We start from the raw sequence: 25,917 nt of genomic DNA on the forward strand, positions 1-25,917 counted from the left end.
GATAGTTTCATGGCAAAAGAAATAATACATTTATGTTGTTCTGAGAGTGCTTCCGGAAGTATAAAGCACGCAGTTAATATGGGGCTACTTGAAGGTAAGAAGGTAATAGGATTTATTGATGATTTATCTAATGGGCCTATAGATGAAATAGGGAATATGAACAAAAGAATTCATTGGTGGAACAATATATATTTTGAAAAAGTTAAAGAGATTTCTGAAGAAATCGAGAATTCCTATGAGAAATTTCATGAGGAGATAATGAAGCTTAAGGATGAAGATATTTATTTATGGTACGGTAACAGTGCAGGGGAAATCTGTGGGATGTTGCACCTTCTTTCTAGGCTTGAAGAGAAGATTCAAAATATATATACCATCAATGTATCAGATATTACTTATAACACTTGTAAAATAAATGAATATACACCGCGAGTTGTGGGAGAAGTTATCCCTGAGAGATTAGGAGAATTCATTGGAATAAAGCAATCTATGGACTTTAGTAGGTATTCAGGTTTAATGAGCTTATGGCAGCAGCTTAAGAAAGAAAATTCAAACCTACGGGTTTACGAGGATAAGCAAGTTAAAAGTGTTCATGAAGATTATTATGATGAAATGATACTTCGTTATACATATAAAAAGTTTATGCATAGTGTAAGAACAGTGGAGGAAGTTATAGGTAGAGCTGAAAGTTATGTTTCTGATAGTTTTATCTTTTGGAGAATAATAGAACTAATTAGAGATGGAAAAATTTCTTACAGAGGGAACTTAGGTATTATGAGAGAACTAGAAATAAAGAAAGCATAAAATAAGAGACCACTTGAAAACGAGATGTTTTTAAGTGGTTTTCTTTTTACCATCTATTTTATTCCCTAGAGACTTTTTTGAAATTTTCTTTCCTAAAAAAATAGAAAAAGCTGTTAGGAGTATTAAAAGTACTATAGAAATTATGAATTTGGGATCTTTAACATCCATAGCTTGGTTTCCAATGTTTAGAAATACTAAAGTTCCAGGTAGAATGCCTATTAAAGTAGCTATCATATAATTACTAAATTTTATTTTTGTTAAGCCTGATCCATAGTTAATAACATTATAGGGCATAGCAGGTATAAGTCTTAATATAAAAATAATCCAAAAGCCTTGTTTTTCATCCATATTTAATAAAAAATTTCCCCATTTTTCAGGGAGCTTCTTTTGTAATAACTCAGTAACAGCATCTTTTGCCAAAAACTTAGCCATGAAAAACATAATAGCACTATTTAGTGCAGCTCCAATAATAGTATAGATGGTTCCTGGAAGAAATCCAAAGAGTAGTCCAGCTGCAAGCGCTAATACGGGCACTGGGAAAAAAGCAATAGGTAAAAGAGTAAAGCAAAGAATGTATACTATAGGAGCCCAATATCCAAAATCTTGTATATATTCACGTAATACTTCTGGAGTTAAACCTCTAAAAAAAGCAAAATAAATGATTCCTAAAAGTAGAAGTAAAAGGATTGAAAAAATAACTTTCTTATTTTTTTTCATAGCACTGCCTCCTTATAGATTTCATTTTGGCAGTAGCATTAAGAGTATTTCAATAAACGCTAGGGCCTAAAATACTATATTTATTTACATTTGTTCATGTACATAAAACTTTTTAGAATAAATCTATAGATTTTTCCTACGTAATTTTCATGTCCATAAAGTATGATATATAATTTGAAAGTGTAAGTCAACACATTAAAGGAACTATGGTTATTCATAAAATTAATAGTACTCAACTATACTATAAAAATTACCTATAGAGTTTGATAACTATTAATATATTTTGAGTTCCTATTTTAAAATTTGATTTTGTTTTAATATATAAATTTCAATAATAAAACTACATAATACAAATAGACATTCTTATAATTTATTTAAGTTGAACTATATATTATTACTTACAAATCGTTTAAAATAAGGCCTAAAATTTTATCTTGACTGAACCTCAAGGGAATGGATTATTAGTTATTTTCAATAGATGACTAAGTAGCTTTTTAGAACTAAAAAATTTCTAAGGAATATAATATCATAGAAGTTAAAAGTTCAAAATCTTTAATAAAAGAGTATTTTTTCTTTCTAATGAAAATTTTAAGATGTTAAGGAGGAGAAATAAAATGCTGCCAGTAATAAAAAAGATAAGCAAATACAATTATTCAAAAGGCAATAAGCCAGCATATATCGTTATTCATGATACAGGTAACTTTAGCGATACTGCTGCCAATAATGCTAATTACTTTTGCGCTGGGAATCATAATGCATCAGCACATTATTTTGTAGATGAAAATTCAATATATCAAGTTGTTGAGGAATTTAATTGTGCATGGCATTGTGGTGATGGCAACGGTAAAAATGGAATAAGTAATAGCAATTCTATTGGTATTGAGATGTGCAATAGAGGAGGAACGATCGCTAATAAGACTAAAGATAATACCATTGAGTTAATAAAAAGTCTTCAAGCTAAGTACAATATACCCAATGAGAGAGTAGTTCGCCACTATGATGCCTCACGAAAAATTTGTCCTAAGAATATGAGTAAAGATAACTGGAAATCGTGGAATGAATTTAAAGCTAGATTATCACCTACAAAATATGCCATAGATACTGTTGTAATAATAACAAACCCTATAGACGAAATAATTGCCAAATACCTTTATAAGGCATTTGGATGGGGTATATTGATGTTAAATCAATACCAAATTGGAAGTGCTAGAAGAGTGGTTGCTGTTGGAGATGCTGTGGGAAGGTTAAAGGCAGATATAGAGTTAATTGGGAATGGGAACTATAATACAGAGGATGTAGTCTTAAAATATATAAAAGAAAATAAAAAGTAGAATTAAAATTGTGGACAATTTATGGTAAGTTTTCTTATTAATACTTTCAAGGTTTTAATAAAGAGGCACAGCTTCTGTGCCTCTTTAAAAGGTTTTCTATAAATTAATATGTTAGAGGATATATTATAGTTTTCCAACCAAATCTAAGCTTGGAACTAATGTTTCAGCACCAGGAGTCCATTTTGCAGGACAAACTTCATCTCCATGTTCGGCTATGAATTGAGCAGCCTGAACTTTTCTTAATAATTCATCAGCATTTCTTCCAATTCCTAAATCATTAACCTCGTAGGCTCTAATTTCTCCTTCAGGATTAACTATAAAAGATCCTCTTAAAGCTAAACCTTCCTCTTCGATCATAACCTGAAAATCTCTTGCCAGCTTTCCTGTTGGATCAGCTAACATTGGATATTGAATTTTAGCAATGGTTTCTGAGGCATCAGCCCATGCTTTGTGTACGAAGTGAGTATCTGTTGATACTGAGTAAACTTCACAATTTATGTCTTTAAATTTAGAGTAATTATCAGCTAAATCACCTAACTCTGTTGGGCAAACAAAGGTAAAGTCTGCTGGATAAAATACAAATACTGACCAATGTCCTTTTATTGAATCTAGTGACACTTCTTTAAAGTATCCATTTTGGTAACTTTCAACTGTAAAATCTGATACTTTTTTATTTATTAATGACATATAACTCATCCTCCCATAAATTGAAAATAGTTTGCAATTGATAATATCTATCAACTACTTTATATGATTAATAATAATTATTAAATAAGAAAAAGTCAATAGTAGAACTGGAAATCTTGTAAAAAACATTCAATAAAGAAATATTTATCTATTGACATAGAATCTGAAACATGGTTTAAATAAGAAAGGTTAATATATCCATTATATAAGAATAAATTATGAAGGAGAAAGCTCATGAGTAAATTAACAACTTTAGAAATAAAATTCAATATACAAGGGGTTGATAATACTATTTTCCCTGTTATTTTAAGAGATGAAAATCAGGTTATATTAATTGATTGTGGATACCCTAATTTTTTACATCTAATAAAAACAGAAGCACAGTCAAAGGGTATTGATATGAGTAAATTAACAAAAATAATTATAACTCATCATGATTTTGATCACATGGGTGCTTTAGCTGAATTTAAACGACAATACCCAAATATAAAGATACTTTCCTCCATTGAGGATGAAAAATATATTAGTGGCAAGGAAAAATCTTTAAGATTACAGCAAGCGGAAAGAATTTATGATGCTCTTCCAGAAGAAGAAAAAGAAAATGCTAAGAATTTTCAACAATTACTTAAGTCCATAGAAACTGCAGAAGTAGACATGTGTCTAAAGGATAAAGATTCATTTCCTTGGTGTGGAGGAATTGAAATAATTGCTACTCCTGGTCATATGCCAGGACATATTTCAATTTATGTAAAGGATAGTAAAACCTTAATCACAGGAGATGCATTAGTAGTAGAAAATGATAAATTGACTATTGCAAATCCAAATTATACTTTAGATATTGTGGAGGCAAAGAATTCTATAAGGAAATTATTAAACTATGATATAGATAGAATCATCTGTTATCATGGAGGAACATATACAATAAATATTAAAGATGCACTACAAGAAATCATTACAATGTAAGGAATAAAAACATGCTAATGAAATATTATAATATTACTTTTAAAATGGAATTGAATAAAGAATAAATAACCTTATTTAGGATTAAAGACGAAAAAGGCAACTCTAAAAAATAGAATTACCTTTTTACATGATAGGGTTCTTGAACTTTAATCGGACAAATATATTTTAACATAAGAAACGCAAAAAGTATACATATTATATATTATTTTGACACGAATTTACATGACTTTAACATTAGAAAAGGCAACTCTAAAAATAGAGTTGCCTTCCTAACAGAAAATTAGTTGAAAAACTAAAGGATTAAAAAGTTAAAACACTCTTTAATGTAAGAATATAATAACATAAAAATTGAAAGAAATATATAGAAAATATTTAATTTACAAAATATTTTCTAAATTGAAAGAATTATAGTGTATTGCAACGGTTCATCAGGTTGGCTTGAAAAATTATTATAGATTTTAAGATTGATATAGAAATCACCTTATATGTTAGGTATTCTTTTTAAAATGTTATTGATAAAGGATACTTTTTACATTATAAAAGAGGTGGTCTTTTTTCTATGTTAGATACTTTTGTGTTTACTCCGTCCGTAATTATAGTAACTATATAAATTCTATAGGGTGGCTCATATGAGCCAATATATGCTCCTATGTAAAATTTAATTTCAAATTCTCCAGTTGACAATTTATTTACAGATAGAACAGTTGAACTGCGGTCATCAAATTCACAAGGTGGTATACCTTCCGCCTTAAAAGCATCCTTTATATAGGGTGAAAACACACGGATAAGTAAATCCCTCTCAGGAGTTTTGAGAGGTTGTTTGTTTTCATTAATGAATTTATAGATATTAGAGTAATTATGAGTAGTTGTAGCTGATACTGGGACAATATATGTAAAACATAGAATTAATGTTAGTACTGAAAATAATAGATTTAATTTTTTAATCATGACCTCACCTCATTATTGTATTTTGCAATATAGATATGGAATCTTAAAATTACCGTTCCAATATGTCAGTAACGCTTATAGACTCTCTATCTATAGTAAAAGTAATTATATAAAATTGGAAAGGGGCACCAGGAAACTCGGATAGTATTCTAATATAAACTTTGACTTCATATGCCTCATCAGATATTTTATTTATTGAAAAAATAGTTATATCATTTAAATTAAATTGAGATGGTTTTATATTTCTTTCCATAAGGGCATTTGATATATAAGGTAAAAGTATATGCAAAATTAAATCCTTTTCAACAGCACTTGTAGGTTGCTTATTTATATTACTATAATTATTAACATTGAAATTGCTAGCAGTAGTTATAGCTGCTGCTGGAGTAAAATATATAAAACATAAAATTAATTCTAATGCTAAAAATAATGCATTTAATTTTTTAAGCATAGTATCACCTCAGTATTATATTTTGTAATATAAGAAAAATTATTCATTATCAGCACTATATTAAAACAAAGTCTTGTATAATAAAATAAATTATTTTACCAGTGTAATTATAATAAGAAATTAATCTCCATTAAAAATGTTGACAAGGAAACAAAAAAGTGGTATTATTGTTTCATTGGAAACAATAAGGATGTGTTTAAAGTGGATAATATTAATATTATTATGAAGAGTTTTAAAGAAATATATGAAAAAGAAGAAACTCTAGGAAAGTTAGCATTTAAGGGTGAATATGAAAATTATGGAGTTTCAGAAATACATTGTTTAGATTTCATAGGAAAAATAAAAGATCCTAACGTTACTAAAATATCTCAAAGTATGAATATGACGAGAGGTGCTATAAGTAAGATTAGCAAAAAACTTATGAATAATAATCTTATTCATAAGTATAAAAAACCTGAGAATGATAAGGAGATATATTTTAAGTTAACAGAATTAGGTGAAAGATTATATAAGTATCATGAAATAAAACATAGGGAGTGGGAAGAAAGAAATAATAAATTTTTTAAAAATATAGATAAAAAAGATCAAGAAGTTGTAGCTAGTTTCTTGAAAAAATTTAATAATTATTTGGACGAAATAATAGAATCAGAAGGAGAGATATAGTATGAATTTACATCTAAAGGAATTTAGCATTCCAGAGGAGATTTTAAAATGGGGAGACTCACAACCAGCACATCAAAGACAACATATAGGAACTCATATAGATTGCTATAATCTATCAACTATAGAGTTGCCATCAGAAATAAATATTAAGGTAATAGATGTGAGAAACTTAGATATTATAGATGTTAATGTATTAGAAAAGATTAAAATAGAAGAAAACTCATTTGTGATATTTAGAACAGGATATTTAGAACAATATGGATATGGAAGCGAAGAATACTTTAACTCTAAGACAAAACCTTATTTAACAAATGAAATTATAGATAGATTACTAGATTTAAATATAAAACTAATAGGAATAGATTTAAGTGGAATACAGCATGGTGAAGATCATGTAGTAATAGATAAACATGTTGAAAGTAGAAGAGCTTATGTTGTAGAAAATATATGTAACTTAGATAAAGTTTCTTCTGATTTTAAGGCAAATCTAAAATGGTTTCAAGTAAAAGATGCTACAGCAATAAAGGTTGAGATTGAAACTATATAACTTGTAATAAAGTTTCTACATTATAAATTAATTGATATGAGCTTCATATTATTGCTGCAAATGATATTCGCAGTAATAATATGAAGCTCAATTTCAATATTTTATAAATTAAGAATATTTTTTAACATAAATCACTTATATTTTGTTTTGATCTAGGAAATATAAGATACCCTATTAATATAGAAATTACAGTTGGAATAAGCCAAGCAAATCCTAATTTACCAAGAGGGATAAAATCTAGTTTAATATAAGGGATTATTTCAAGTATACCAAATACTAATGAAGTGTAAATACCAATTCTCACTGCTTTTATATTTCTTATACATCTATCAGCTAGTGTAGTAACTATTAAAGTTATTGTTACTGGATATAATACATTTAAAATAGGACTAGATATCTTAATAATATTATCAACACCAAGACTCCCAATTATAATACTTATTATTGAAATTACAATTGCATTTATTTTATAAGGAAGTTTTCCATTTGATATTTTTTCGAAGAATGAAGAACCAGCAGTTAATAATCCAATAGAAGTTGTTAAGCAAGCAAGGCCAATGGCAATACCTATCGTAGTAGAGCCAAGATTACCTAGAATAGCTTTGGATATTAATAATAATAAACTTGTCTTAGACAAATCAGAAATTTCAAATCCACTTGTTTGAGCACCTAAAAACATTAAACCACCGTAAATGAATGCTAAGCCAATTATAGCAACACCACCTGATTTAAGGGTCATAGGAAGTATTTCTTCATTTGAATAGTTTTTTGCTCTAAGTGCATTTGTAATAACTGAGGCAAATAATAATCCAGCTAATGCATCCATAGTTTGATAACCTTCTATAAAAGAAAGTGGTAATACAGAGGTTACATCAGTATGAATAATGTTCCCTATAGGAAAAATTATTCCTTTTACGATTATAAATGTTAATATAAGTATTAACATAGGAGTAAGATATTTACCTATAGTATCAATTACGGAAGATCTTTTTAGTACAAATACTAAATTTATTCCAAAATATATTATCATTGAAATAAGGGGAGTAAGACTAGGTATTAAAGGGCTGATAGTTAATTCATGAGTGGTTGCAGCGGTTCTTGGAATTGCAAGCATGGGACCTATTGCTATAAATAATATTGTGGCAAAAATCAAAGCAAATTTTGGCCCTATTTTAGATGCCATTGTTTCAAAGGTACCATCACCTTTTGTTGCAGCTATTATAGCAAGAAGTGGTAGTCCAACTCCAGTACATACAAATCCTATAACTCCTAAAATATATTGGTCACCCACCATATTACCTAAAAATGGCGGGAATATTAAATTACCGGCACCAAAGAACATAGCAAATAAAGCAAATCCTATTATAATTACATCTTTTGTATTTTTTTTCATAGTTTCCTCCTTGAAGTTATTTTTAATATTATAATATGAATTTTTATTTTTATCAAATAAAAATTGCCTTTAGATATATTAGTATATCATCAACATAGAATAACAATACATGGCTAGTAATATAAGTAAAAGGTACAAGGGAAATGCTATTGTATCTATAGTAAAATGAATTTATATTTTATGCTAAATTTGATATTTTATATTAAGTTTAGTATTATATATAATATAGGATGCTATTTGGAGAGTGATAATATGGGGAATGGATTTATAATACATAAAAGGGATACAAAACTCTGCGCAAAGTCTGTAGGTATGACTTGGCGATGGTTTGTGCAGAGGTAAGTATTGATATCGCCTTTTGTAGCTAAAATTCATATATACAGGCTTTGTTTCCTTAATTTAAAATAATAATTTTAAGGAGATGGCTTTGTGAAATATTTAAACGCTGAAGTGATTTTACCAGATTGCTTAGTTATAGAAATTCAAAAGTATATGCAAGGTGGATATTTATATATTCCATCTCAATCACAAGGAAGAAAAAAGTGGGGAGAAAATTCAGGAAGGCGTAATTATATAAGAAAAAGAAATGAAGATATACGCAATAAACATAAAAATGGAAATAAAATCAAAGATTTAGCTGAAGAATTTTTCTTATCAATTGATAGTATTAAGAAAATTGTATATGCAAAAGAATTATAGATTTAAAGCTATTACTCTTTTAAGGAGTGATAGCTTTTTTATGTGCAACCCCATGGATAATGATAAATAAACCATAAGTCATGTGATACATCTATGTGTAAAAAACAATGCAGAAATGTAAATTACCTTTTATTTCATGAACTACCAGATTAAAATTATATATAAGACAAAAATGGAAGGGGAATTAGTATGAGTATTAATCATAAAATAAATGAGTATATGGATTCTTACACTAAGTTATGGCCATTTAGTGGAGCGGTTGTAGTCGTAAATAATGGAGAAGTTATATTTAATAAAAGCTATGGAATGGCAAACATAGAGCATGGTGTTCCAAATATAACACAGACAAAATATAAAATTGCTTCTCTTACAAAACAGATCACCTGTATGGGGATAATGATTCTTAGGGAAAGGGGACTGCTTAATACTAATGATAGCATAAGGAAGTTTTTCCCTGATTACCCTGAACTTGATGAAAGAATAACAATTCATCATTTAATGACACATACATCTGGACTTTTTAATGATTTTTCAGTGGTAGATCCATATCTTATCCTTGGAAAGCGTTTATTTACACATAAGGAAGTATTTAACCTTTTTAAAGATATGCCACTTGAATTTGAGCCTGGTGAAGGCTGGAGTTATTGTTATTTTGGATACTATTTACTTGGTGTTATAATCGAGCGAATTTCAGGAAAATCATATATTGAATTTATAAAAGAAAATATCTTCAAGCCTTTAGGAATGAATGATAGTGGACTTGATGATTACATTGAAATTCTTCATAATAAGGCAAGTGGATATTATGCCAGTGGTGAAAAACTAATATGCTGTGAAATAGATACAATGAGTGCTTTTTCATCAGGAGCCATTTATTCTACTGCTACGGATATGATATTGTGGGATCAAGCCTTATACAGTGAAAAACTTGTATCAAAAAAGACCCTAGATGAAATATTTACACCCTATAAAGAAGACTATGGGTACGGATGGTTTATAGATAAAAATCTTAATTGTAAAAGAGTTCGCCATAGTGGTGGGGGGAATGGATTTAAGCATCAATTTCACAGATATATAGATGATAAAGTTAGCATCCTTGTACTAAGTAATTATGGATTTTCTAATTCCCTTAATATTAATGAAAATATTGCTAAAATAGTTTTTAATGAGGACTATTCTATGCCATCAAAGCCTGAAGCATTCAATTTGGACCTAAACATTTATGATAGTTATGTTGGTATATACCAGGAAGAGGGTTTAAAGTATGAAGTTAAAAGAGATGTAGACAAGTTATATTTTATACAGGAAAATAAATGGATAATGCCTATCTATCCAATATCAGAAAATACATTCCATCACACCTGGTTAGACCAAGAATATATCTTTGAAAAAAATCATAAGGAAGAACTTTATTTTAATGAAATTAAGAAAATTTTTTAGATACCACTGTCAAGTTTTTAAATATTTCATTTAATAATGTTTCTAACTCATCTGTTGATCCCAGTTTTATATTAAATTCTACATTTGGATAACGCTGACTATATTCTTTTAAAAATTTGGACAATTTAACTGCACAAATTGATTCTTCCGCACCAATAGTCAGAGTACCCTGTGGAGAATCTGAGAAAGCAATAGAACCTTTGGCTTTCTCCCAGAGAAATAGCATTTGCTTTGAATGGATAAGAAAGTCTTCTCCTTCAGGGGTAAGACATATTTTTTTCCCCAAGCTTTCAAATAGATGCACTCCCAACGCTCCTTCAAGTAATTGAATTTGGCAATGTCTTATTCAAAACCTGTGGCTGGTTCTGCTATTACACTGGTTCTTTTGGCAAACAGTAATGATTTTAAGTTTCCAGCAGATTGTCAGCAGGACATGAGTGCAGCAGCGCAAAATATATTGCTGGAAGCGACGCACCTGGGACTTGGAGCAGTTTGGCTTGGTATCGCAGCCCTTGATTCGGCAGTGGATTACGTTAAGGATATGTATAGCCTTCCAGATAACATAAAGCCTTTTGCCCTGATTGCCATAGGATATCCAGCTGAACAGGAAAATAAATTTGTGGATCGATACAAAGCTGAAAAAGTTCACTATGAAAAATGGATGTAAATTTAGTTCAGAAGATATTGAGGATATTATAATAAAGCAGTGTTAATTTAAATAATAGTGACTGTCAAAAATCTATTTAGTAAAAATACTAAGTAGATTTTTTGTTATAAATAATTTAGTAAAATAGAAAATGTTCTAAATGTGGATAAATGATAAAATTATGAGATATAAATAGAAGTTGACATTATCACTAATTAGTGATAATCTTTATGTATGGAAAATATTAAAGAGTTAATCAGTAAAAGTAAATTAAATTTATCTACTCTAGTTGTTTTTACTAGAGCTGAACATGCAATTCACAAAAGAGAATTTCAAACCATAAAAGAAAGTGGTTTGACCAATGCTCAGTTTGGAGTTTTAGAAGCACTATATAACAAGGGTGATTTAAAGATATGTGAGTTAATAGAAAAAATATTAACTACCTCTGGAAACATAACTGTTGTTATAAAGAATTTAGAAAAGGAAGGGTTAGTAACGAAAAATTTAGATCCTGAAGATAGAAGGGCTGCTATTATATCTATAACTGATAAGGGAAGAAAAATTATAGAGGAAATTTTACCAGAACATATTAACAATATCAATAAAATTTTTGATATTTTAACCGATGAAGAAAAAAATATGTTAAAAGATATTTTGAAGAAGTTTAAAAATTTATGATGTAAATTCAAAGAAATATGGAAATACTATATTAAAAGAATCAAACAAGTAATTTGAAATGGAAAACTTTTAAGAGAAAATTTAATAAATAATAGAATATAAATTGCAAAGGAGTAAGAAATATGAATAAAGTATTATACATTAAGGCAAATATCAAAAGTCAGGGAGAATCAAGAACTTTTAAAGTATCAGATAGTTTTATAGAAGAGTACAAGAAGAATAATTCTATGGATGAGGTAATTACATTAGATTTATATAAAGAGAATATAGACTTTTTAAGACTAGAGAATCTAGGAGAAATATTTGGGCCTAAAAATGAGGAAAGTAAGAATAATCCAATATTAAAATATGCATATCAATTTGCAGAGGCAGATAAATATATAATTGCAGCACCAATGTGGAATTTAAGCATCCCTGCAATATTAAAAGCTTATATAGACTATGTAAGTGTGACAGGAATAACATTTAAATATACTGCAGAAGGTCCAGTTGGACTTTTAAATAATAAAAAGGCTGTACACATAGTAGCTAGAGGTGGAGAATATGGTAATGCACCATATGAAATGGGAGATAGATACCTAAGAACTATATTAGGCTTCTTTGGAATCAAAGAAATAGAAACTATAGCAATAGAGAATTTAGATCTTATTGGTGCAGATGTTCAAGGAAAGATTGAAGAAGGAATAAAAGAAGCTAAAAGGGTTGCACAAGAATTTTAGGGCTGTGTGAAAATAAATAGCTGCGGACTTTGCTTGTAAGAGTTGATACCACTGGTTTTAAGGTGTATGTTATTTTAATACTCGAAATGGAAACATAGAGTAAAAACGCTTTCGTCATCATCTGGCGACAGCGTTTTTTTATAAATTTATTAATCATATGGAATTAAATTATATAGGTGAAATGGAAATACCCGCTGCTGTGGGTATTTTTATTTTATAAAAGTTAAAAAATTTATAAATGAATATATGAATTATTGTCGAATTTTTTTATCAACATTTATACATTAAAATGGTACGGCTATCATCAAAAATGAATATCATGATAATGGAAAGGAGATGGTTAAAAAAATGATTTCAGAAAAAAATGATTACTACAGAGACGTACAGCCTTTACATGATAAATGTAAAAGGTATATGAACTATCACACTATTTTAACAATGACAGATGGAAGTACAATTGATGGTATTATTGAAAGTGTAGATACGGATCACATTGTGGTGTTGGTTGGTGAGGATGTAATGGAGCAAGAAGATGAAAATCAATATGATCAACAACGACAATTTCAGGGTTTTGGACGTCCTAGAAGAAGATTCAGACGGTTTAGACGTAGAAGGTTTCCATTTAATGTTTTAGCTGCATTATCCTTATTACGTTATCCTCATTTTTCTCCACCATATCATCATTATCCTTATCATCCTTATTAGTAAGGAATACTTAGTAAATAGAGAGACAGCAGTATTAAAAAAGTTATATATAAAAAAGACTAATAGGTTAAAGCTACCACTCTTACAATGGGTGGTAGCCTTTGTTTAAAAATCATATGGCAGATGTCTGCACTATGTTGAGACTTTTTCATTTTCTAAAGTCTCTATCATCAGTTTTGTAATATAATGACTTTGGTCTTTCTCAGCAATATCAGAAATTAGATATTCCTCAAAAGAGTAGTTCCCCAAAACAATCCCATTCTCATCAGCATAATCCAGCATGTTCTCATAAGTATGATGTAAGTCATCGTATGAACCTTTAAAATATCCACATAGATAGACCCCTGGTTTACGGATTACTGTTTTCCCTGGCAGAAAGGATTTCGCCTTGATATATAGGTAAGAAAGGTTTGCAAAATTCTTCTTGCGAAGATTATTTACCGATATGATGTTACCTACAGATTCCTGGACGGTAATTCCTAGATTTTGACAGAATTTAATATATTCATGCATAAAACTGACAAAAGTCTCATTGGATGAATTCTCCATATTATCGGATCGGAGAATAATCTCTGACGGAAGGGCTTCTAAGTAAATTCTGCTGTGGCTGTTTATGCCTTCTGTGGTCATGGCTTTCATACTTTGAATAGTTTCCTGTATATCCTGAAAATATTTAATTTTTTCAGCTACATGTTTACTTTTTTCTTCTAGTAAATCTAGGAACATGGAAGGATTGCGCTGTTCAAGATAGATTTTTATATCTTTTAAAGACATTCCTAGCTTTTTTAGGTTTATGATAACAGAGAAAGTAAAATACTGATGATAAGAGTAATAACGATATCCGTTTTTCTTGATGATTGTTGGTCTAAACAGACCGATGTCATCATAGTGAAATAGAACATGTTTTTCCACATTACACATCTTAGCGAATTCTCCAGTGGTAAAATATTTTTCTTGCATTTTTTAAAATCTCCCCTTGACTATAAGGTAACATTATAGTTTATCATAGTATATATTGACGGAAAAAACAAGGTTTGATTTTAGAAAAAATCACTAACAAAAGAGAGGTTGAATATGAAGTTAATTTTACAGTATTTAAAAAAGTATAAGCTGTATGTATTCTACAACATACTAGCTGTGCTTGGATTTGCGGCAGCAGAGCTTGGGATTCCTACAATTGTCTCTAATATGATAGACCGAGGCATTGTATTGAACGATAGAGCTTATATTTATAAGTTGGGTATTGTCATTCTGACGGTGGCTGTTATCGGAGGTATTGGAAATATTGTACTGGCCTATTGTAGTTCCAAGGTTAGTACATCAATTACAAGAGATATCAGGAATGACATTTTTAAGAAAGCCCAGGAATTTTCTCATACAGAATATAATAAATTCGGTGTATCAAGTATGATTACCAGAACCACCAATGATGCTTTTATTCTGATGCAGTTTATTAATGTACTACTTAGACTGGCACTTTTAACGCCAGTGATGATTTTAATCAGCATGTTTATGGTAATAAAGACTAGCCTGACTTTGTCTATGGTCATTGGAGGCTGTATTCCAATTATCTGCTTTGGAGTATATCTGATTGCTAAGACCAGTAACCCAATCAGTACTAGACAACAGAAGGGAATGGATCGGTTAAATCAGATCACAAGGGAGAATTTAACTGGTGTTAGAGTTATTCGTGCATTCAGAAAAGACCGCTACGAAACCGAGCGATTTTCTGAAGCCAACGAAGATTATGCATCTAATGCAAAAAAGTTATTTAAATTGATGTCCGTTACACAACCAGCTTTCTTCCTGCTATTAAATCTAGGGGTTGCAATTGTATTTATCTTGTCTAGTGGTATGATTGATGCAGGAACGCTACAGGTGGGAAAATTAGTGGCATTCCAAGAATATATGTTCCATGCCATGTTTTCTATGATGATGTTTTCTATGGTATTCGTCATGTATCCTCGTGCTGAAATCAGTGCCAGACGTATTCAGGAGCTACTTGAAGAAGATCCTATTATCAAAAATCCAGAAAATGCAGTAACTCATGGAGACGAAAGCGGAACCTTAGAATTTGACCACGTGACCTTCAAATATCCTGATGGTGAGGTTCCTGTGTTACATAACATAAGTTTTCAGGCAGAAAAAGGTGACACCATTGCTTTTATAGGAAGTACCGGTAGCGGTAAAAGCACATTAATCAATTTAATTCCTAGATTCTATGATATCAGTGAAGGCAGTATTAAAGTAGACGGAGTAGATGTTAGGAAATACGATTTAATGTCATTGCGTGAAAAAATTGGTTTTATTCCCCAAAAAGCCTTGCTATTTTCCGGCAGTATTAATGAAAATATCCGTTATGGAAAACATGATGCTGTGCAATCTGAAATAGAGCACAGTGCAAAAGTTGCCCAAGCTTATGATTTTATAGCAGATAAGCCAGAGCGATTTGAGGAAATCATAGAAGAGGGAGGAAGCAACGTATCTGGGGGGCAAAAACAGAGACTAAGCATTGCAAGGGCAGTTGTAAGAAAACCGGATATCTACATATTTGACGACTCATTTTCTGCATTGGATTTTAAAACAGATGCTAAATTGAGAAAGAGATTAAAAAGTGAAACTGTAGGTGCCGTTACCTTGATTGTGGCCCAGAGAGTATCCTCAATTATGGATGCTACGAAAATTATCGTATTGAACGAAGGAAAAATGGTTGGTATGGGAACTCATGAGCAGCTCCTAAAGGACTGTAATATTTATTATGAGATAGCAGCTAGCCAGATGTCAAAGGAGGAATTAGAACGATGAAAAATAAAAATACGGGTATTAAGCGTTTGATTCCATATTTGAAGAAATATAAGATAAAGATTATTACAGCAATATTATTAATTATTGTGGCTTCCTGCTTGATTGCATTAAGCCCAACTTTAGAAGGTATGATTACCACTCAATTATTTTCCGATATTACGGCAAGAAATAGGGTTAATTTTACAAAAATCAATAAAATTATCATAACTTTAGTCGGTGTCTATGCGGCAGGAGCGTTAAGTAACTGTGCTTATCAGTTTTTATTGACTGATGCAATTCAAAGCGCTATGGTGGATTTAAGAAATGATGTGGAAGGTAAAATTAGAAGGCTTCCAATTGCATATTTTGATAGAAATGCTCTAGGAGATACTTTGAGCCGTGTATCCAACGATATGGAGACTATTTCTAATGCACTTCAGCAAAGCTTTGCTCAGATTTTAAATGCTATCTTAGGATTGAGTCTTGCGGTATTTATGATGTTTAAAATTCAATGGGTAATGGCGCTGTCTTCAGTAGCAATTATAGGAGCTTCTGTTATCATATCCAAGGTAATTGTAAAGAAATCTCAACCACTGTTTCAAAAACAGCAGAACGCCTTAGGACACTTAAATGGTATTGTACAAGAGAAGTTCACTGGTTTTAATGAAATTAAATTATTTGGTAAACAGGAAGATACATTGGTGGAGTTCAGGAATGCAAATGAAGAACTATGTAAAAATGGTTTTAGAGCCCAGTTTATTAGTGGTTTAATGTCTCCACTTGTAACCTTTGTCACTTATATTGGAATTGGTTCAGTAGCTATTGCAGGCTCATTTTATGCCATTGCGGGCACAATTTCTGTAGGACAGCTCCAGGCGTTTATCCGTTATATTTGGCAGGTAAATCAGCCTATGTCCCAAATCACTCAGCTATCTGGAGCAATCCAGTCCTCTGTAGCAGCAGTGCACAGAGTTTTTGAATTCCTGAATGAAGAAGAAGAGTCGGAAGAAGCAGGTATTATAAAACAAGATAAAGAAGTGCATGGTAATGTGTCTTTTGAGGATGTAGAATTCTCTTATACAAAGGAAAAACCTTTGCTTCACGATCTAAATGTAGAGGTAAAAAGTGGTCAGATGGTTGCCATAGTAGGTCCTACTGGGGTAGGAAAAACCACATTAATCAACCTACTGATGAGATTTTATGATGTCACTGGTGGCTCTATCAAGATAGATGGTATAGATATCCGCCATATGAAACGTGATGACCTGAGAGCAAAATTCGGAATGGTTCTTCAGGATACCTGGCTCTTTAAGGGCAGTATTAAAGAAAATATAGCCTATGGAAAAGACGGCGCCAGTGAAGAAGATATCATAAGTGCTGCTAAAGTGGCAAATGTCCATCACTTTATTACTACATTACCAGAAGGCTATAACATGATACTGAATGAAGAGGCCAGTAACATCTCCCAAGGAGAAAAACAACTTTTAACCATAGCCCGCTCCGTTCTATGTGACCCTCCTATCATGATTTTGGATGAAGCTACTAGCTCAGTAGACACAAGGCTAGAACAAAAGCTACAGGATGCTATGCGAAATATTATGAAGGGCAGAACTTCCTTTGTAATTGCCCATAGATTGTCTACAATTAAAAATGCAGACTTAATCCTGGTGATGAATGATGGAAATATAGTGGAGCAGGGAACTCACAATGAGCTGTTGGAGAAGAAGGGATATTATCAGCAGTTGTATCATTCGCAATTTGAGGATTTGGATATGGCTTGATAATACTCTTCGTGGATTTATTAGGCTGACCTATGGTCATCTAATTCTTTTCAGAAGAGAAATAGTAAAAAGGTCATAATAGGAATTTATCCTGATTATGACCTTTCCTTGTTTTATCTTTTATATTAATGCCATTGCTTATTGCCTTAGCTAAATGAACAAACACCTGAATAGTATTTTAACGAATCAGGTGTCTCTTTATATTAAATTTATGATTCACCCCAAGGGTGAAAATGCATTAAATTATTACTAGAAAAATCCTCGTCTACCGCAATTATTTCCAAAACCACCGAAACCACAATTGTTTCCAAAACCACCGAAACCGCAATTATTTAGTAATAGCCATAATAACCATTGATTATTACCACCATCACAACCCCAATTAGAATTGCAATTACAATTTGTAAATCCTGTAAAACAAGAGTTTTGGCATCTGTTACAGCATGAATGTGTATCACAACAACATCCACAATTAGAATGACGTCTTCTATGACTACTCATATATATTACCTCACTTTTTATATTTACTCCTAAACTTATGTTTTGGGAGTATGTAATATAAAATGAATCTTGAATACATCAATAAAATATCTTTGACTAAAAAATCTATCCTGATATTATGATATGAAGATATTAAAGTTTTGAGACAGTATATACATTATTAAAATAGTACATGTAAATAATTTAATAAGCGAGTTGGTGTTTTTAGCTTTTTTCTTGAATATAGAATTAGTAAATCAAGGTTGCAGAACATATATTTTCATGTGGTTGCTTTTTATTATATAATGTACTAAATACAATAATTTATTTAGCATTCAAAGAAAAAAGGAGAAGATATGAAAGAACTATTATTAGTAGAGGATGATTTAGATTTATCAAAGGAATTGTCCTTATCATTAAATAAATGGGGATTTAAAGTAACTTTAGTAGAAAATTTTCATAACATATTAAAAGAATTCATAGAGAAGAAGCCACAATTAGTAATAATGGATATTAACTTACCTTATTATGATGGTTTTTATTGGTGTGAAAAAATTAGAGAAGTTTCAAAGGTACCAATTCTATTTTTATCCTCAAGAGATTCTAATATGGATTTAATTATGGGAATTAATAAAGGAGGAGATGACTATATAACAAAGCCTTTTTCCATAGAAGTACTAATAACTAAAATAAATGCATTACTTAGAAGAACCTATGATTACACAGGAAGTGATTCTATAATTTATTATAAGGATGCAGTTTTAGATATAGAAAAATGTACCTTTAAATACGGAGATAATACTATAGAATTAACTAAAAACGAAAATAAGATATTGGCTGTTTTAATTAAGAGTAAGGGTAAAGTTGTATCTAGAGATAAGCTCATGATGAGTCTCTGGAATGATGATGAATTCGTTAGTGATAATACCTTGACCGTTAATATAACAAGGCTTAGGAATAAAATTAAGGAAATTGGGCTTGATGACTTTATTAAGACAAAGAAAGGTATAGGTTATATGGTTTAATGAACATAGGAAGATTTATTAAAGAAAAATCCTTAAATATAGCATGCTTCATAACTATATTTGTGGCAGTAAATTTATTTTTATATTGTCTAACCACTTTTAAGGATAATTTAGGAGATTTAATCTATATAGATTTTATTATTTCAGCTATATATTTGGGGTTTTTGTCTATGGAATATAGCAAATGGAAAAAAATATATAGAGAATTGTATGAGTTAATGAAGAAAGATAAAGATATTTCAGTTAGCGCTATTAATGGTGACTCGTTGAAAGAAGAGATAATGGCGTATATTATTAGAAACAAAGATCATGAAAAATATAAAAACATTAAATTTTATGAAGAAAATCTAAAGGATATGGAAGAATACATATCTAAATGGGTTCATGAAATAAAACTTCCTATAAGTGCTTTAAATATAATATCAGAGAGAATAGAGGATGAAGCTATAAGTCATTGTGTAAGAAATGAAGTTGAGAAGATCAATTTCTTAGTAAATTCAGTTATGTATGGAAGTAGATCTACAACTTCAGCTGAAGATATATTTATTAAAGAAGAAGGGCTACAGGATATAGTAAAACAAAGTGTAAAGAACAATGCTTTTTTTCTTATTAAAAACAATATAGAGATTGAAATGAAAGATTTAAATTATAATATTTACACTGATAAAAAGTGGTTATCTTATGTTTTAGATCAAATTATTAATAATTCTATTAAGTATATAAAAAGTCATGGAAAACTGCAATTTTATGCCAAAGATGAAGGAAAGTATATAGAGCTTCATGTAGCGGATAATGGAATAGGGATAGCAAAAGAGGATATAGATAGAATTTTCAACAAAGGCTTTACAGGCACTAACGGAAGAAATACAGTATATAAATCTACAGGTATGGGCTTATATTTTTCTAAAAAAATAATAGAAAAGCTTGAACATAAGATAGAAGTTGAATCAATTCAAGGGGAATATACAATTTTTAAAATAAAATTTTATAAGATATCGGATTATTTAAAAAGTTTAACTTAGGATTATGAAGCATTTTTGTGGTTTAATCACATTATATTAAAACAAAACCAATAATTTGATAAATATATTGAAGTTAAACTTCAATGTTACCAAAATGTAATGTTAGAGCTTTAAAAGTAACTTTAAGTGAAGGAAAACCAATATAAAAACTATTAGAATTAAATTAAGGCACATGAAAAAAATAATTGTATTTATATTGGAGGAAAAAAGAATGAAAGAAATACTGAATTTAAGGGATGTTAGTAAAGAGTATGGAATTAAAGGCTTTAGAAATAGAGTTTTAAATAAGGTTTCACTTACAGTTAATGAAGGAGATTTTATTTCTATAATGGGTCCTTCTGGAGCTGGAAAAAGTACTTTACTAAATTTAATATCTACTTTAGATAAGCCAACTAATGGTGAGATAATACTAGATGGAGTGGATATAACTAAAGTTAAAAATAAAGAGTTATCTAAACTTAGAAGGGATAATATAGGTTTTATATTTCAAGACTATAACCTTTTAGACAATATGAACTTAATGGATAATATAGCATTACCTCTTGCCTTAGGTAAGAAAAAAAGTGTGGATATAGAGAACAGAGTTATAAAAATTGCAGATTTATTTGGACTTAAGGAGCATTTAAAAAAATATCCCTATGAGCTATCAGGTGGACAAAAACAAAGAGGGGCTGCTACTAGAGCATTAATAACAAAGCCTAAAGTTATATTTGCAGATGAGCCCACAGGTGCACTAGATTCAAAGTCATCTTCAGATTTATTAGAATGCTTAAATAAGGCAAACAAAGAAGAGAAGGCAACCATTATAATGGTTACTCATGATGCAGTATGTGCAAGCTATTCAGATAGAGTTTATATATTAAGTGATGGAGAAATAAAATGTCAATTGAATAAGGGAAATGATAGAAAAGAGTTTTATGGAAGGATAATAGACTTATTAGCATCTTTAGGAGGTGCTAAGTAATGAGCACTTTCAAGATAGCCTATAACAATTTTAAAAATAATATAAAAGTATATACCATGTTTTTTATTTCAATGATATTTTCAGTAGTTATACTAAGCAATTTTATGATACTGATGGATGGAAATGCACTGCAGTATTTGGGAGATTTAAATGAAGAGTATACAAAACTTCTACTAAATATGTTAACCTCCATCCTTGTAATATTCATGTTTTTCTTTATATGGTATTCATCAAACATATTTTTAAAGAATAGAAAAAAAGAGATAGGTATTTATACTTTTATGGGATTAGATTCCGCTACCATTGGTAAAATTTATTTTATTGAAATTATGCTTATAGGATTGAGTTCATGTTTACTTGGTACAGGCATAGGGGTTGCACTGTCTAAATTCTTTCAAATGATAGTATTTAAGTTAGCTGAATTTCATATAGATATTACTTTTAACGTAACAGTAAACTCAATATTATATACAGTGCTAACATTTCTTGGAATATTTTTATTTATGAGTATAAAAGGCTTCATAAGCATTGTTAGAAGTAATGTAATAGACCTTTTAAATGACAGCAAAAAAACAGAAAAAATGCCTAAGATAGATTGGAAGATATACATAGTTTCATTTATATCATTGGTACTAATCATAATTGGATATTATTTAATACTTAAGGATAAGATGAATTCATTTAAAACATTGATTTTAGTCTGTGTAGGTACTTATGGATTATTTGGAACCCTGTTACCAGTGGTGTTCAATTTCTTTCTTAGAAGAAAAGCTATTTTATATAATGGAGAAAACATAATAACTATTAACAATTTAGCTTATAGATTAAAGAAAAACTATACAACCTATGCAACTATAGCAATTCTTACAGCATGCACAGTAACAGTGTTGGGCACATCCGTTGCAATGAAGACGTCCTATGACGAATCAGACGAGAATAATAGATTGTATTCAATAGCTTTCTCTTCACCAAATGAAATAACAAATAAAGAAGAGATTAAAGGAGTTTTATCTAGTATTGGAGAAGAAAAATATGAGTTAAATACTGAAGTTTTAAAAGCTAAAGAAACTCTCAAAGATGTATCAGCTTACAATAATGAGGATTATGTAGTGCTATCTTATAATCAGTTGGTGGATATTTTAAAGACTAATGGCAATGAGGGAAGTTTAAGTAAAATAAACGAGAGTATGGTTGCGGGAGAGCAAGCAATTTTTATACAGAGACCAGGAACTATAGCTAGTTTGTATACTCATAATGATGTCATTGTAAATGATATTAAGTTTAAGGTAAGTGAAAGTAACCTTAGATTACGTACATTTGGTTCAGGATTAAACTATATAACTATTGTTGTGAATGATGAAAATTATGAGAAAATAAAAGCTAATAGTGAATTAGTTAATTTCTATGGAATCAAGATAGCTAATGAAGAAGAGCTTCTTAATATGAAAAAACTAGAGTCTATCACAAAGGAATTAAGTAAATATATTGATATAGAGAAAACCAATGCCACACTAGGGCTATATGAAAGTAAAAGAATTGAATGGATGAAGGGTATTTATGCCATAGGAGCATTTTTATTCTTAGTATTTATCTTAGCGGAAGCTAGTATAATCTATATTAAGATATACAGTGATGCAAATGAGGACAAAAATAAGTATAAAGTATTATTAAATATTGGAGCATCTAATAAAGAGTTAAGAAAATCTATAAATAAAGAGGTTGCATTATTTTATATAATACCAGTAATAATAGGGCTAGTTCATAGTTACGTTGCTATAAAAACCCTAGGAGGTTTTCTAGCTATAGATTTAAATAGTACTTATATAATAAGTGTATTAGTAAGTATACTTATATTTGGAGTTAGTGCAATTATTTCAATGAAAACATTTAAAAATATAGTTAGAGTGTAAAATGCTTAGGAATAATTTAGGAGTCAATGATTCTCATAAAGAAGTAACGGACGATAAGCAAATAAAAAGTTTGCTAAATCAGAATATATTTCACTATCTTCTGTCAAATGGGTTAAATAAAACGAGACTTGAGGTGTGGGAATTAAATAAGCATGCAGTGGAATTATATAAATCATTTAGCTATAAGAAAGTGGAAAAAAACTTAATGTTTCCAGGGATAACTATTTAATGGAGGTCACAGTAAGCTATTTAAATAAAGGCTTTGTTTTAAAATAGTGTTGATAATGAACTACATATTATTGCGAAGCAAACCATTTGCAGGAAGATTAGATTTACTTAGGCTATATGAAAGAAAAAAGCGTTAAGAAATACAACTTGTTCGAGAGAAGCGAGTTGTTGTATTTTAGCTTTTTACTTGAATAGAGCCTTAGTAAATCAGGCTTTCGAAACGGTTTGTGAGTAATAATATGTAGTTCTAAAATCAACAACCATTTAAAACAAAGCCTAAATAAATATAAATTATAAGAACCAGCTAGATAAAGCTTTGATAATATAGCTCTATTTAGCTGGCTTTATTTTGATTGTAACCTATATAGAAGCGCCTTGTGAAAAATCCTTTATTACATTTTTTCGTTTAATAAAACCATATGTATATGGTCTTCCCATTTTCCATTTATATTTAAATATTTATATGCCAAACCCTCGTTATAAAATCCTAATTTTTCAACAACTCTTAAAGAGCGCTTATTTTTAGGTATGATATTGGCTTCGATTCTGTGTAGTTCAAATTCGTTAAACATAATATGGATACCTTTTTGGATTGCCTCGGTTATATAGCCATTATTAATTTCAGAGTGATCTAATTTATAACCAAGATAGCAGGATAGAAAAGCACCTTTTACAATGCTAGTAAAGCCAACAGAACCTATTATTTTTCTATCATTATCTTTTTTGAAAATCCATACTCTAAATGAATTACCATTTTCGGTATTAACTAATTCTTTGTCCAACTGTTCTTCTTGATAGGACTTTGTATAAAATTTTTCACTCTTTTTAGGTTCCCACTCTTCTAAAAATAACTTGTTTCTTGAATAATAGTCTAAAACTAATTCTGCATAAGTCTTGTCCAACACTTTCAATACAAGGCGTTCTGTTTCATAAACTTTCTGCATAAAATTCCTCCTAAATATATTATCTAATAATATAAAAACGTTCTTATATGAAAAGATTATAGCATTATTTTTCAACAATTCTAAATGTCATAAATGTTGGCATCATATAGACTTATAAACTGTTGATAAAAATGCACATGTATACTTAAATATACTTATATTTTCTTGCAAGTTAGAGGTTTTTAAGATAAAATATAATTATTGTAAGAGAAGTAATTATTAAGAAAGTTTTAACTCTTAATTATATACTAGTTTATATTCATTGTAAATAGACATTTTTTAAGGATTAAGCTCATTTTCTTGGGCTATATCTGCCAGCATATTCTTCTTTTGCTTTTTTTGTATATTTTAAAATGAAATCAGATTTAGCATTTGTATATCCATCTCGATCATGCTCATATTTTTTTATCAGTGTTAATTTAAGTTTACCATATTCCTTAGCAACTTCTTCATGCTTCATAAGATAGTCTCTAAAATACAATTCATTCCAGTTATCGTAGTAGCGAACATGCAAGTGATATACTTTTTCTGCAAATCCTTCTTTTGTATAGCCCTTATTAAATACCATTTCCATAGATGGATTTTTTTGTGATGACATCAATAGCCAACCATTAGATAATAGTGAATCTGTTAATTGTTCAATATTGCTTTCATTAGCTAATTCCAATAAAATATCCACTGTTGGCTTAGCAATCAATCCTTCAACTGCACTACTTCCTATATGATTAATGCGTATGATATTCTTTTTATCAATACAACTTAAAAGTTTTCCTTTTTCAATTTCATACCAATTTTTATAATCTGTATTATGTTCTTTTAAGATGATGGGAAATAACTCCCACAACTCTTTCAGTGTCATTTCTGACAATTCTTTTCCCATATAACCCTCCATTGAAGAAAATATAAATAATATTTACTTCCACATCTAAAATAATTATTTGTTGGTTTTATATTAATTATACATAAATTGTAATTACTTGCATAGCAATTCTATATTTAAATAGATTGCATAAATACAAATGCCCTATCTTATACAATGTTTTTACTTGCTTACCTCTTTCTATATCTTTGTGTTTCAATGATAACAAATTTGTAAATTGCATATAGCTATTTACAGCAATTATTTTGGAATTTTAATATATAAATTGTATTATGTACAAACTTAATTGCAACTTATATATTACATAAAATTCAAAAAACTATCTTATTAGACTAATATGAATTGCAGGAACACATTTTAAGATATCATAAAGCTTTGCTATATAAACCTAGTTCTAGAGAAATTATGAACTCAGAATGAATAATAAGTTAATTTTTAGCGAATCAAATTCTAGTTAAAATAAAATTTATTCGTTAATTTATGCTATAAATTACCTAATATTAAGTTGAAT

The 25,917-nt window shown here is 29.6% G+C and carries 28 protein-coding genes; 18 read left to right on the forward strand and 10 right to left on the reverse strand.

Annotation, left to right across the window (positions count from 1 at the left end; all coding sequences use genetic code 11):
* Positions 1-9 precede the first annotated feature (9 nt).
* Positions 10-801 (forward strand): DUF1835 domain-containing protein, encoded by a 792-nt coding sequence (locus tag ACI48Q_RS07720; RefSeq protein ID WP_474918502.1) that lies wholly within the window; start codon positions 10-12, stop codon positions 799-801.
* 30 nt (positions 802-831) lie between these two features.
* On the opposite strand, the gene ACI48Q_RS07725 is transcribed toward ACI48Q_RS07720, so the two are convergent.
* Positions 832-1,518 (reverse strand): TVP38/TMEM64 family protein, encoded by a 687-nt coding sequence (locus ACI48Q_RS07725; protein WP_474918503.1) that lies wholly within the window; start codon positions 1,516-1,518, stop codon positions 832-834.
* A gap of 614 nt (positions 1,519-2,132) precedes the next feature.
* Here ACI48Q_RS07725 and ACI48Q_RS07730 point away from each other — a divergent pair.
* On the forward strand, positions 2,133-2,849 hold the full coding sequence (locus ACI48Q_RS07730) for a peptidoglycan recognition protein family protein (RefSeq protein WP_474918504.1): 717 nt from the start codon (positions 2,133-2,135) through the stop codon (positions 2,847-2,849).
* Positions 2,850-2,972: 123 nt separating this feature from the next.
* Here the strand turns inward: ACI48Q_RS07730 and ahpC are convergent, their stop codons facing one another.
* Complete coding sequence (ahpC, locus tag ACI48Q_RS07735; protein WP_474918505.1) at positions 2,973-3,536, reverse strand: alkyl hydroperoxide reductase subunit C; 564 nt, start codon at positions 3,534-3,536, stop codon at positions 2,973-2,975.
* A 234-nt stretch (positions 3,537-3,770) separates the two neighbouring features.
* On the opposite strand from ahpC, the gene ACI48Q_RS07740 reads away from it, so the two are divergent.
* The gene (locus ACI48Q_RS07740; protein WP_474918506.1) at positions 3,771-4,499 is read left to right on the forward strand and encodes an MBL fold metallo-hydrolase; all 729 of its coding nucleotides are present in this window, start codon (positions 3,771-3,773) and stop codon (positions 4,497-4,499) included.
* Positions 4,500-5,033: 534 nt separating this feature from the next.
* Here ACI48Q_RS07740 and ACI48Q_RS07745 read toward each other — a convergent pair.
* Together ACI48Q_RS07745 and ACI48Q_RS07750 are read right to left on the reverse strand one after the other, a co-directional pair.
* Entirely contained in the window at positions 5,034-5,447 is a 414-nt protein-coding gene (locus ACI48Q_RS07745; protein ID WP_474918507.1) for a hypothetical protein, read from the reverse strand.
* A 49-nt stretch (positions 5,448-5,496) separates the two neighbouring features.
* Complete coding sequence (locus ACI48Q_RS07750; RefSeq protein WP_474918508.1) at positions 5,497-5,898, reverse strand: DUF3888 domain-containing protein; 402 nt, start codon at positions 5,896-5,898, stop codon at positions 5,497-5,499.
* Positions 5,899-6,090: 192 nt separating this feature from the next.
* Here ACI48Q_RS07750 and ACI48Q_RS07755 point away from each other — a divergent pair, with 192 nt between their 5' ends.
* Together ACI48Q_RS07755 and ACI48Q_RS07760 are read left to right on the forward strand one after the other, a co-directional pair.
* Complete coding sequence (locus ACI48Q_RS07755; protein WP_474918509.1) at positions 6,091-6,561, forward strand: MarR family transcriptional regulator; 471 nt, start codon at positions 6,091-6,093, stop codon at positions 6,559-6,561.
* A gap of 1 nt (position 6,562) precedes the next feature.
* Complete coding sequence (locus tag ACI48Q_RS07760) at positions 6,563-7,108, forward strand: cyclase family protein (protein WP_474918510.1); 546 nt, start codon at positions 6,563-6,565, stop codon at positions 7,106-7,108.
* A 121-nt stretch (positions 7,109-7,229) separates the two neighbouring features.
* Here ACI48Q_RS07760 and brnQ read toward each other — a convergent pair whose 3' ends face one another.
* Positions 7,230-8,501 (reverse strand): branched-chain amino acid transport system II carrier protein, encoded by a 1,272-nt coding sequence (gene brnQ, locus ACI48Q_RS07765; RefSeq protein WP_474918511.1) that lies wholly within the window; start codon positions 8,499-8,501, stop codon positions 7,230-7,232.
* A gap of 429 nt (positions 8,502-8,930) precedes the next feature.
* On the opposite strand from brnQ, the gene ACI48Q_RS07770 reads away from it, so the two are divergent.
* The gene (locus tag ACI48Q_RS07770) at positions 8,931-9,200 is read left to right on the forward strand and encodes a CD3324 family protein (RefSeq protein WP_474918512.1); all 270 of its coding nucleotides are present in this window, start codon (positions 8,931-8,933) and stop codon (positions 9,198-9,200) included.
* 189 nt (positions 9,201-9,389) lie between these two features.
* A complete protein-coding gene (locus tag ACI48Q_RS07775; RefSeq protein ID WP_474918513.1) occupies positions 9,390-10,640 on the forward strand; it encodes a serine hydrolase domain-containing protein in 1,251 nt (416 codons plus the stop codon).
* On the opposite strand, the gene ACI48Q_RS07780 is transcribed toward ACI48Q_RS07775, so the two are convergent.
* Entirely contained in the window at positions 10,624-10,944 is a 321-nt protein-coding gene (locus tag ACI48Q_RS07780; protein ID WP_474918514.1) for a LysR substrate-binding domain-containing protein, read from the reverse strand. The genes ACI48Q_RS07775 and ACI48Q_RS07780 overlap by 17 nt on opposite strands.
* Before the next feature lie 33 nt (positions 10,945-10,977).
* Here ACI48Q_RS07780 and ACI48Q_RS07785 point away from each other — a divergent pair, with 33 nt between their 5' ends.
* From ACI48Q_RS07785 to ACI48Q_RS07800, 4 genes are all read left to right on the forward strand, one after another.
* On the forward strand, positions 10,978-11,307 hold the full coding sequence (locus ACI48Q_RS07785; protein ID WP_474918515.1) for a nitroreductase family protein: 330 nt from the start codon (positions 10,978-10,980) through the stop codon (positions 11,305-11,307).
* Between the two features lie 213 nt (positions 11,308-11,520).
* Positions 11,521-11,964, forward strand: a complete 444-nt coding sequence (locus ACI48Q_RS07790) for a MarR family winged helix-turn-helix transcriptional regulator (RefSeq protein WP_474918516.1) — start codon at positions 11,521-11,523, stop codon at positions 11,962-11,964.
* A gap of 122 nt (positions 11,965-12,086) precedes the next feature.
* The gene (locus ACI48Q_RS07795) at positions 12,087-12,683 is read left to right on the forward strand and encodes an FMN-dependent NADH-azoreductase (protein WP_474918517.1); all 597 of its coding nucleotides are present in this window, start codon (positions 12,087-12,089) and stop codon (positions 12,681-12,683) included.
* A 348-nt stretch (positions 12,684-13,031) separates the two neighbouring features.
* A complete protein-coding gene (locus ACI48Q_RS07800; RefSeq protein WP_474918518.1) occupies positions 13,032-13,388 on the forward strand; it encodes a hypothetical protein in 357 nt (118 codons plus the stop codon).
* A gap of 132 nt (positions 13,389-13,520) precedes the next feature.
* On the opposite strand, the gene ACI48Q_RS07805 is transcribed toward ACI48Q_RS07800, so the two are convergent.
* Positions 13,521-14,348, reverse strand: coding sequence for a MerR family transcriptional regulator (locus ACI48Q_RS07805; RefSeq protein WP_474918519.1), 828 nt, complete (start codon positions 14,346-14,348; stop codon positions 13,521-13,523).
* 114 nt (positions 14,349-14,462) lie between these two features.
* Here ACI48Q_RS07805 and ACI48Q_RS07810 point away from each other — a divergent pair, with 114 nt between their 5' ends.
* Both ACI48Q_RS07810 and ACI48Q_RS07815 read left to right on the forward strand, forming a co-directional pair.
* A complete protein-coding gene (locus ACI48Q_RS07810) occupies positions 14,463-16,193 on the forward strand; it encodes an ABC transporter ATP-binding protein (RefSeq protein ID WP_474918520.1) in 1,731 nt (576 codons plus the stop codon).
* The gene (locus ACI48Q_RS07815; protein WP_474918521.1) at positions 16,190-17,953 is read left to right on the forward strand and encodes an ABC transporter ATP-binding protein; all 1,764 of its coding nucleotides are present in this window, start codon (positions 16,190-16,192) and stop codon (positions 17,951-17,953) included. The genes ACI48Q_RS07810 and ACI48Q_RS07815 overlap by 4 nt, the downstream gene beginning before the upstream one ends.
* A 249-nt stretch (positions 17,954-18,202) precedes the next feature.
* On the opposite strand, the gene ACI48Q_RS07820 is transcribed toward ACI48Q_RS07815, so the two are convergent.
* Complete coding sequence (locus tag ACI48Q_RS07820) at positions 18,203-18,454, reverse strand: ground-like protein (protein ID WP_474918522.1); 252 nt, start codon at positions 18,452-18,454, stop codon at positions 18,203-18,205.
* A 335-nt stretch (positions 18,455-18,789) separates the two neighbouring features.
* Here ACI48Q_RS07820 and ACI48Q_RS07825 point away from each other — a divergent pair, with 335 nt between their 5' ends.
* The 5 genes from ACI48Q_RS07825 to ACI48Q_RS07845 all read left to right on the forward strand — a co-directional run bounded on the left by ACI48Q_RS07825 (position 18,790) and on the right by ACI48Q_RS07845 (position 23,583).
* Positions 18,790-19,458, forward strand: a complete 669-nt coding sequence (locus tag ACI48Q_RS07825; RefSeq protein ID WP_474918523.1) for a response regulator transcription factor — start codon at positions 18,790-18,792, stop codon at positions 19,456-19,458.
* Between the two features lie 170 nt (positions 19,459-19,628).
* On the forward strand, positions 19,629-20,480 hold the full coding sequence (locus tag ACI48Q_RS07830) for an ATP-binding protein (RefSeq protein ID WP_474918524.1): 852 nt from the start codon (positions 19,629-19,631) through the stop codon (positions 20,478-20,480).
* A gap of 211 nt (positions 20,481-20,691) precedes the next feature.
* Positions 20,692-21,444, forward strand: coding sequence for an ABC transporter ATP-binding protein (locus tag ACI48Q_RS07835; RefSeq protein WP_474918525.1), 753 nt, complete (start codon positions 20,692-20,694; stop codon positions 21,442-21,444).
* Positions 21,444-23,354 carry an FtsX-like permease family protein gene (locus tag ACI48Q_RS07840; protein WP_474918526.1) on the forward strand — a complete coding sequence of 637 codons (1,911 nt, stop codon included), beginning with the start codon at positions 21,444-21,446 and terminating at the stop codon, positions 23,352-23,354. The genes ACI48Q_RS07835 and ACI48Q_RS07840 overlap by 1 nt, the downstream gene beginning before the upstream one ends.
* Position 23,355: 1 nt before the next feature.
* Entirely contained in the window at positions 23,356-23,583 is a 228-nt protein-coding gene (locus ACI48Q_RS07845; protein WP_474918527.1) for a hypothetical protein, read from the forward strand.
* Positions 23,584-23,974: 391 nt separating this feature from the next.
* Here ACI48Q_RS07845 and ACI48Q_RS07850 read toward each other — a convergent pair whose 3' ends face one another.
* Together ACI48Q_RS07850 and ACI48Q_RS07855 are read right to left on the reverse strand one after the other, a co-directional pair.
* On the reverse strand, positions 23,975-24,526 hold the full coding sequence (locus tag ACI48Q_RS07850; RefSeq protein WP_474918528.1) for a GNAT family N-acetyltransferase: 552 nt from the start codon (positions 24,524-24,526) through the stop codon (positions 23,975-23,977).
* A gap of 292 nt (positions 24,527-24,818) precedes the next feature.
* Positions 24,819-25,406 (reverse strand): GrpB family protein, encoded by a 588-nt coding sequence (locus ACI48Q_RS07855; protein WP_474918529.1) that lies wholly within the window; start codon positions 25,404-25,406, stop codon positions 24,819-24,821.
* Between the last annotated feature and the right edge of the window lie 511 nt (positions 25,407-25,917).

The organism is Clostridium sp. LXY-7 (assembly GCF_056172015.1).

Bases quoted from the DNA above. Each gene is read 5' to 3' on its own strand.
- ACI48Q_RS07730 (WP_474918504.1), top strand. From the start codon at position 2,133: ATGCTGCCAGTAATAAAAAAGATAAGCAAATACAATTATTCAAAAGGC.
- ACI48Q_RS07790 (WP_474918516.1), top strand. From the start codon at position 11,521: ATGGAAAATATTAAAGAGTTAATCAGTAAAAGTAAATTAAATTTATCT.
- ACI48Q_RS07725 (WP_474918503.1), bottom strand. From the start codon at position 1,518: ATGAAAAAAAATAAGAAAGTTATTTTTTCAATCCTTTTACTTCTACTT.
- ACI48Q_RS07855 (WP_474918529.1), bottom strand. From the start codon at position 25,406: ATGGGAAAAGAATTGTCAGAAATGACACTGAAAGAGTTGTGGGAGTTA.
- ACI48Q_RS07845 (WP_474918527.1), top strand. From the start codon at position 23,356: ATGCTTAGGAATAATTTAGGAGTCAATGATTCTCATAAAGAAGTAACG.
- ACI48Q_RS07840 (WP_474918526.1), top strand. From the start codon at position 21,444: ATGAGCACTTTCAAGATAGCCTATAACAATTTTAAAAATAATATAAAA.
- brnQ (WP_474918511.1), bottom strand. From the start codon at position 8,501: ATGAAAAAAAATACAAAAGATGTAATTATAATAGGATTTGCTTTATTT.
- ACI48Q_RS07785 (WP_474918515.1), top strand. From the start codon at position 10,978: ATGTCTTATTCAAAACCTGTGGCTGGTTCTGCTATTACACTGGTTCTT.
- ahpC (WP_474918505.1), bottom strand. From the start codon at position 3,536: ATGTCATTAATAAATAAAAAAGTATCAGATTTTACAGTTGAAAGTTAC.
- ACI48Q_RS07830 (WP_474918524.1), top strand. From the start codon at position 19,629: ATGGAATATAGCAAATGGAAAAAAATATATAGAGAATTGTATGAGTTA.
- ACI48Q_RS07745 (WP_474918507.1), bottom strand. From the start codon at position 5,447: ATGATTAAAAAATTAAATCTATTATTTTCAGTACTAACATTAATTCTA.
- ACI48Q_RS07800 (WP_474918518.1), top strand. From the start codon at position 13,032: ATGATTTCAGAAAAAAATGATTACTACAGAGACGTACAGCCTTTACAT.
- ACI48Q_RS07835 (WP_474918525.1), top strand. From the start codon at position 20,692: ATGAAAGAAATACTGAATTTAAGGGATGTTAGTAAAGAGTATGGAATT.
- ACI48Q_RS07795 (WP_474918517.1), top strand. From the start codon at position 12,087: ATGAATAAAGTATTATACATTAAGGCAAATATCAAAAGTCAGGGAGAA.
- ACI48Q_RS07805 (WP_474918519.1), bottom strand. From the start codon at position 14,348: ATGCAAGAAAAATATTTTACCACTGGAGAATTCGCTAAGATGTGTAAT.
- ACI48Q_RS07760 (WP_474918510.1), top strand. From the start codon at position 6,563: ATGAATTTACATCTAAAGGAATTTAGCATTCCAGAGGAGATTTTAAAA.
- ACI48Q_RS07815 (WP_474918521.1), top strand. From the start codon at position 16,190: ATGAAAAATAAAAATACGGGTATTAAGCGTTTGATTCCATATTTGAAG.
- ACI48Q_RS07825 (WP_474918523.1), top strand. From the start codon at position 18,790: ATGAAAGAACTATTATTAGTAGAGGATGATTTAGATTTATCAAAGGAA.
- ACI48Q_RS07750 (WP_474918508.1), bottom strand. From the start codon at position 5,898: ATGCTTAAAAAATTAAATGCATTATTTTTAGCATTAGAATTAATTTTA.
- ACI48Q_RS07720 (WP_474918502.1), top strand. From the start codon at position 10: ATGGCAAAAGAAATAATACATTTATGTTGTTCTGAGAGTGCTTCCGGA.
- ACI48Q_RS07740 (WP_474918506.1), top strand. From the start codon at position 3,771: ATGAGTAAATTAACAACTTTAGAAATAAAATTCAATATACAAGGGGTT.
- ACI48Q_RS07820 (WP_474918522.1), bottom strand. From the start codon at position 18,454: ATGAGTAGTCATAGAAGACGTCATTCTAATTGTGGATGTTGTTGTGAT.
- ACI48Q_RS07775 (WP_474918513.1), top strand. From the start codon at position 9,390: ATGAGTATTAATCATAAAATAAATGAGTATATGGATTCTTACACTAAG.
- ACI48Q_RS07810 (WP_474918520.1), top strand. From the start codon at position 14,463: ATGAAGTTAATTTTACAGTATTTAAAAAAGTATAAGCTGTATGTATTC.
- ACI48Q_RS07850 (WP_474918528.1), bottom strand. From the start codon at position 24,526: ATGCAGAAAGTTTATGAAACAGAACGCCTTGTATTGAAAGTGTTGGAC.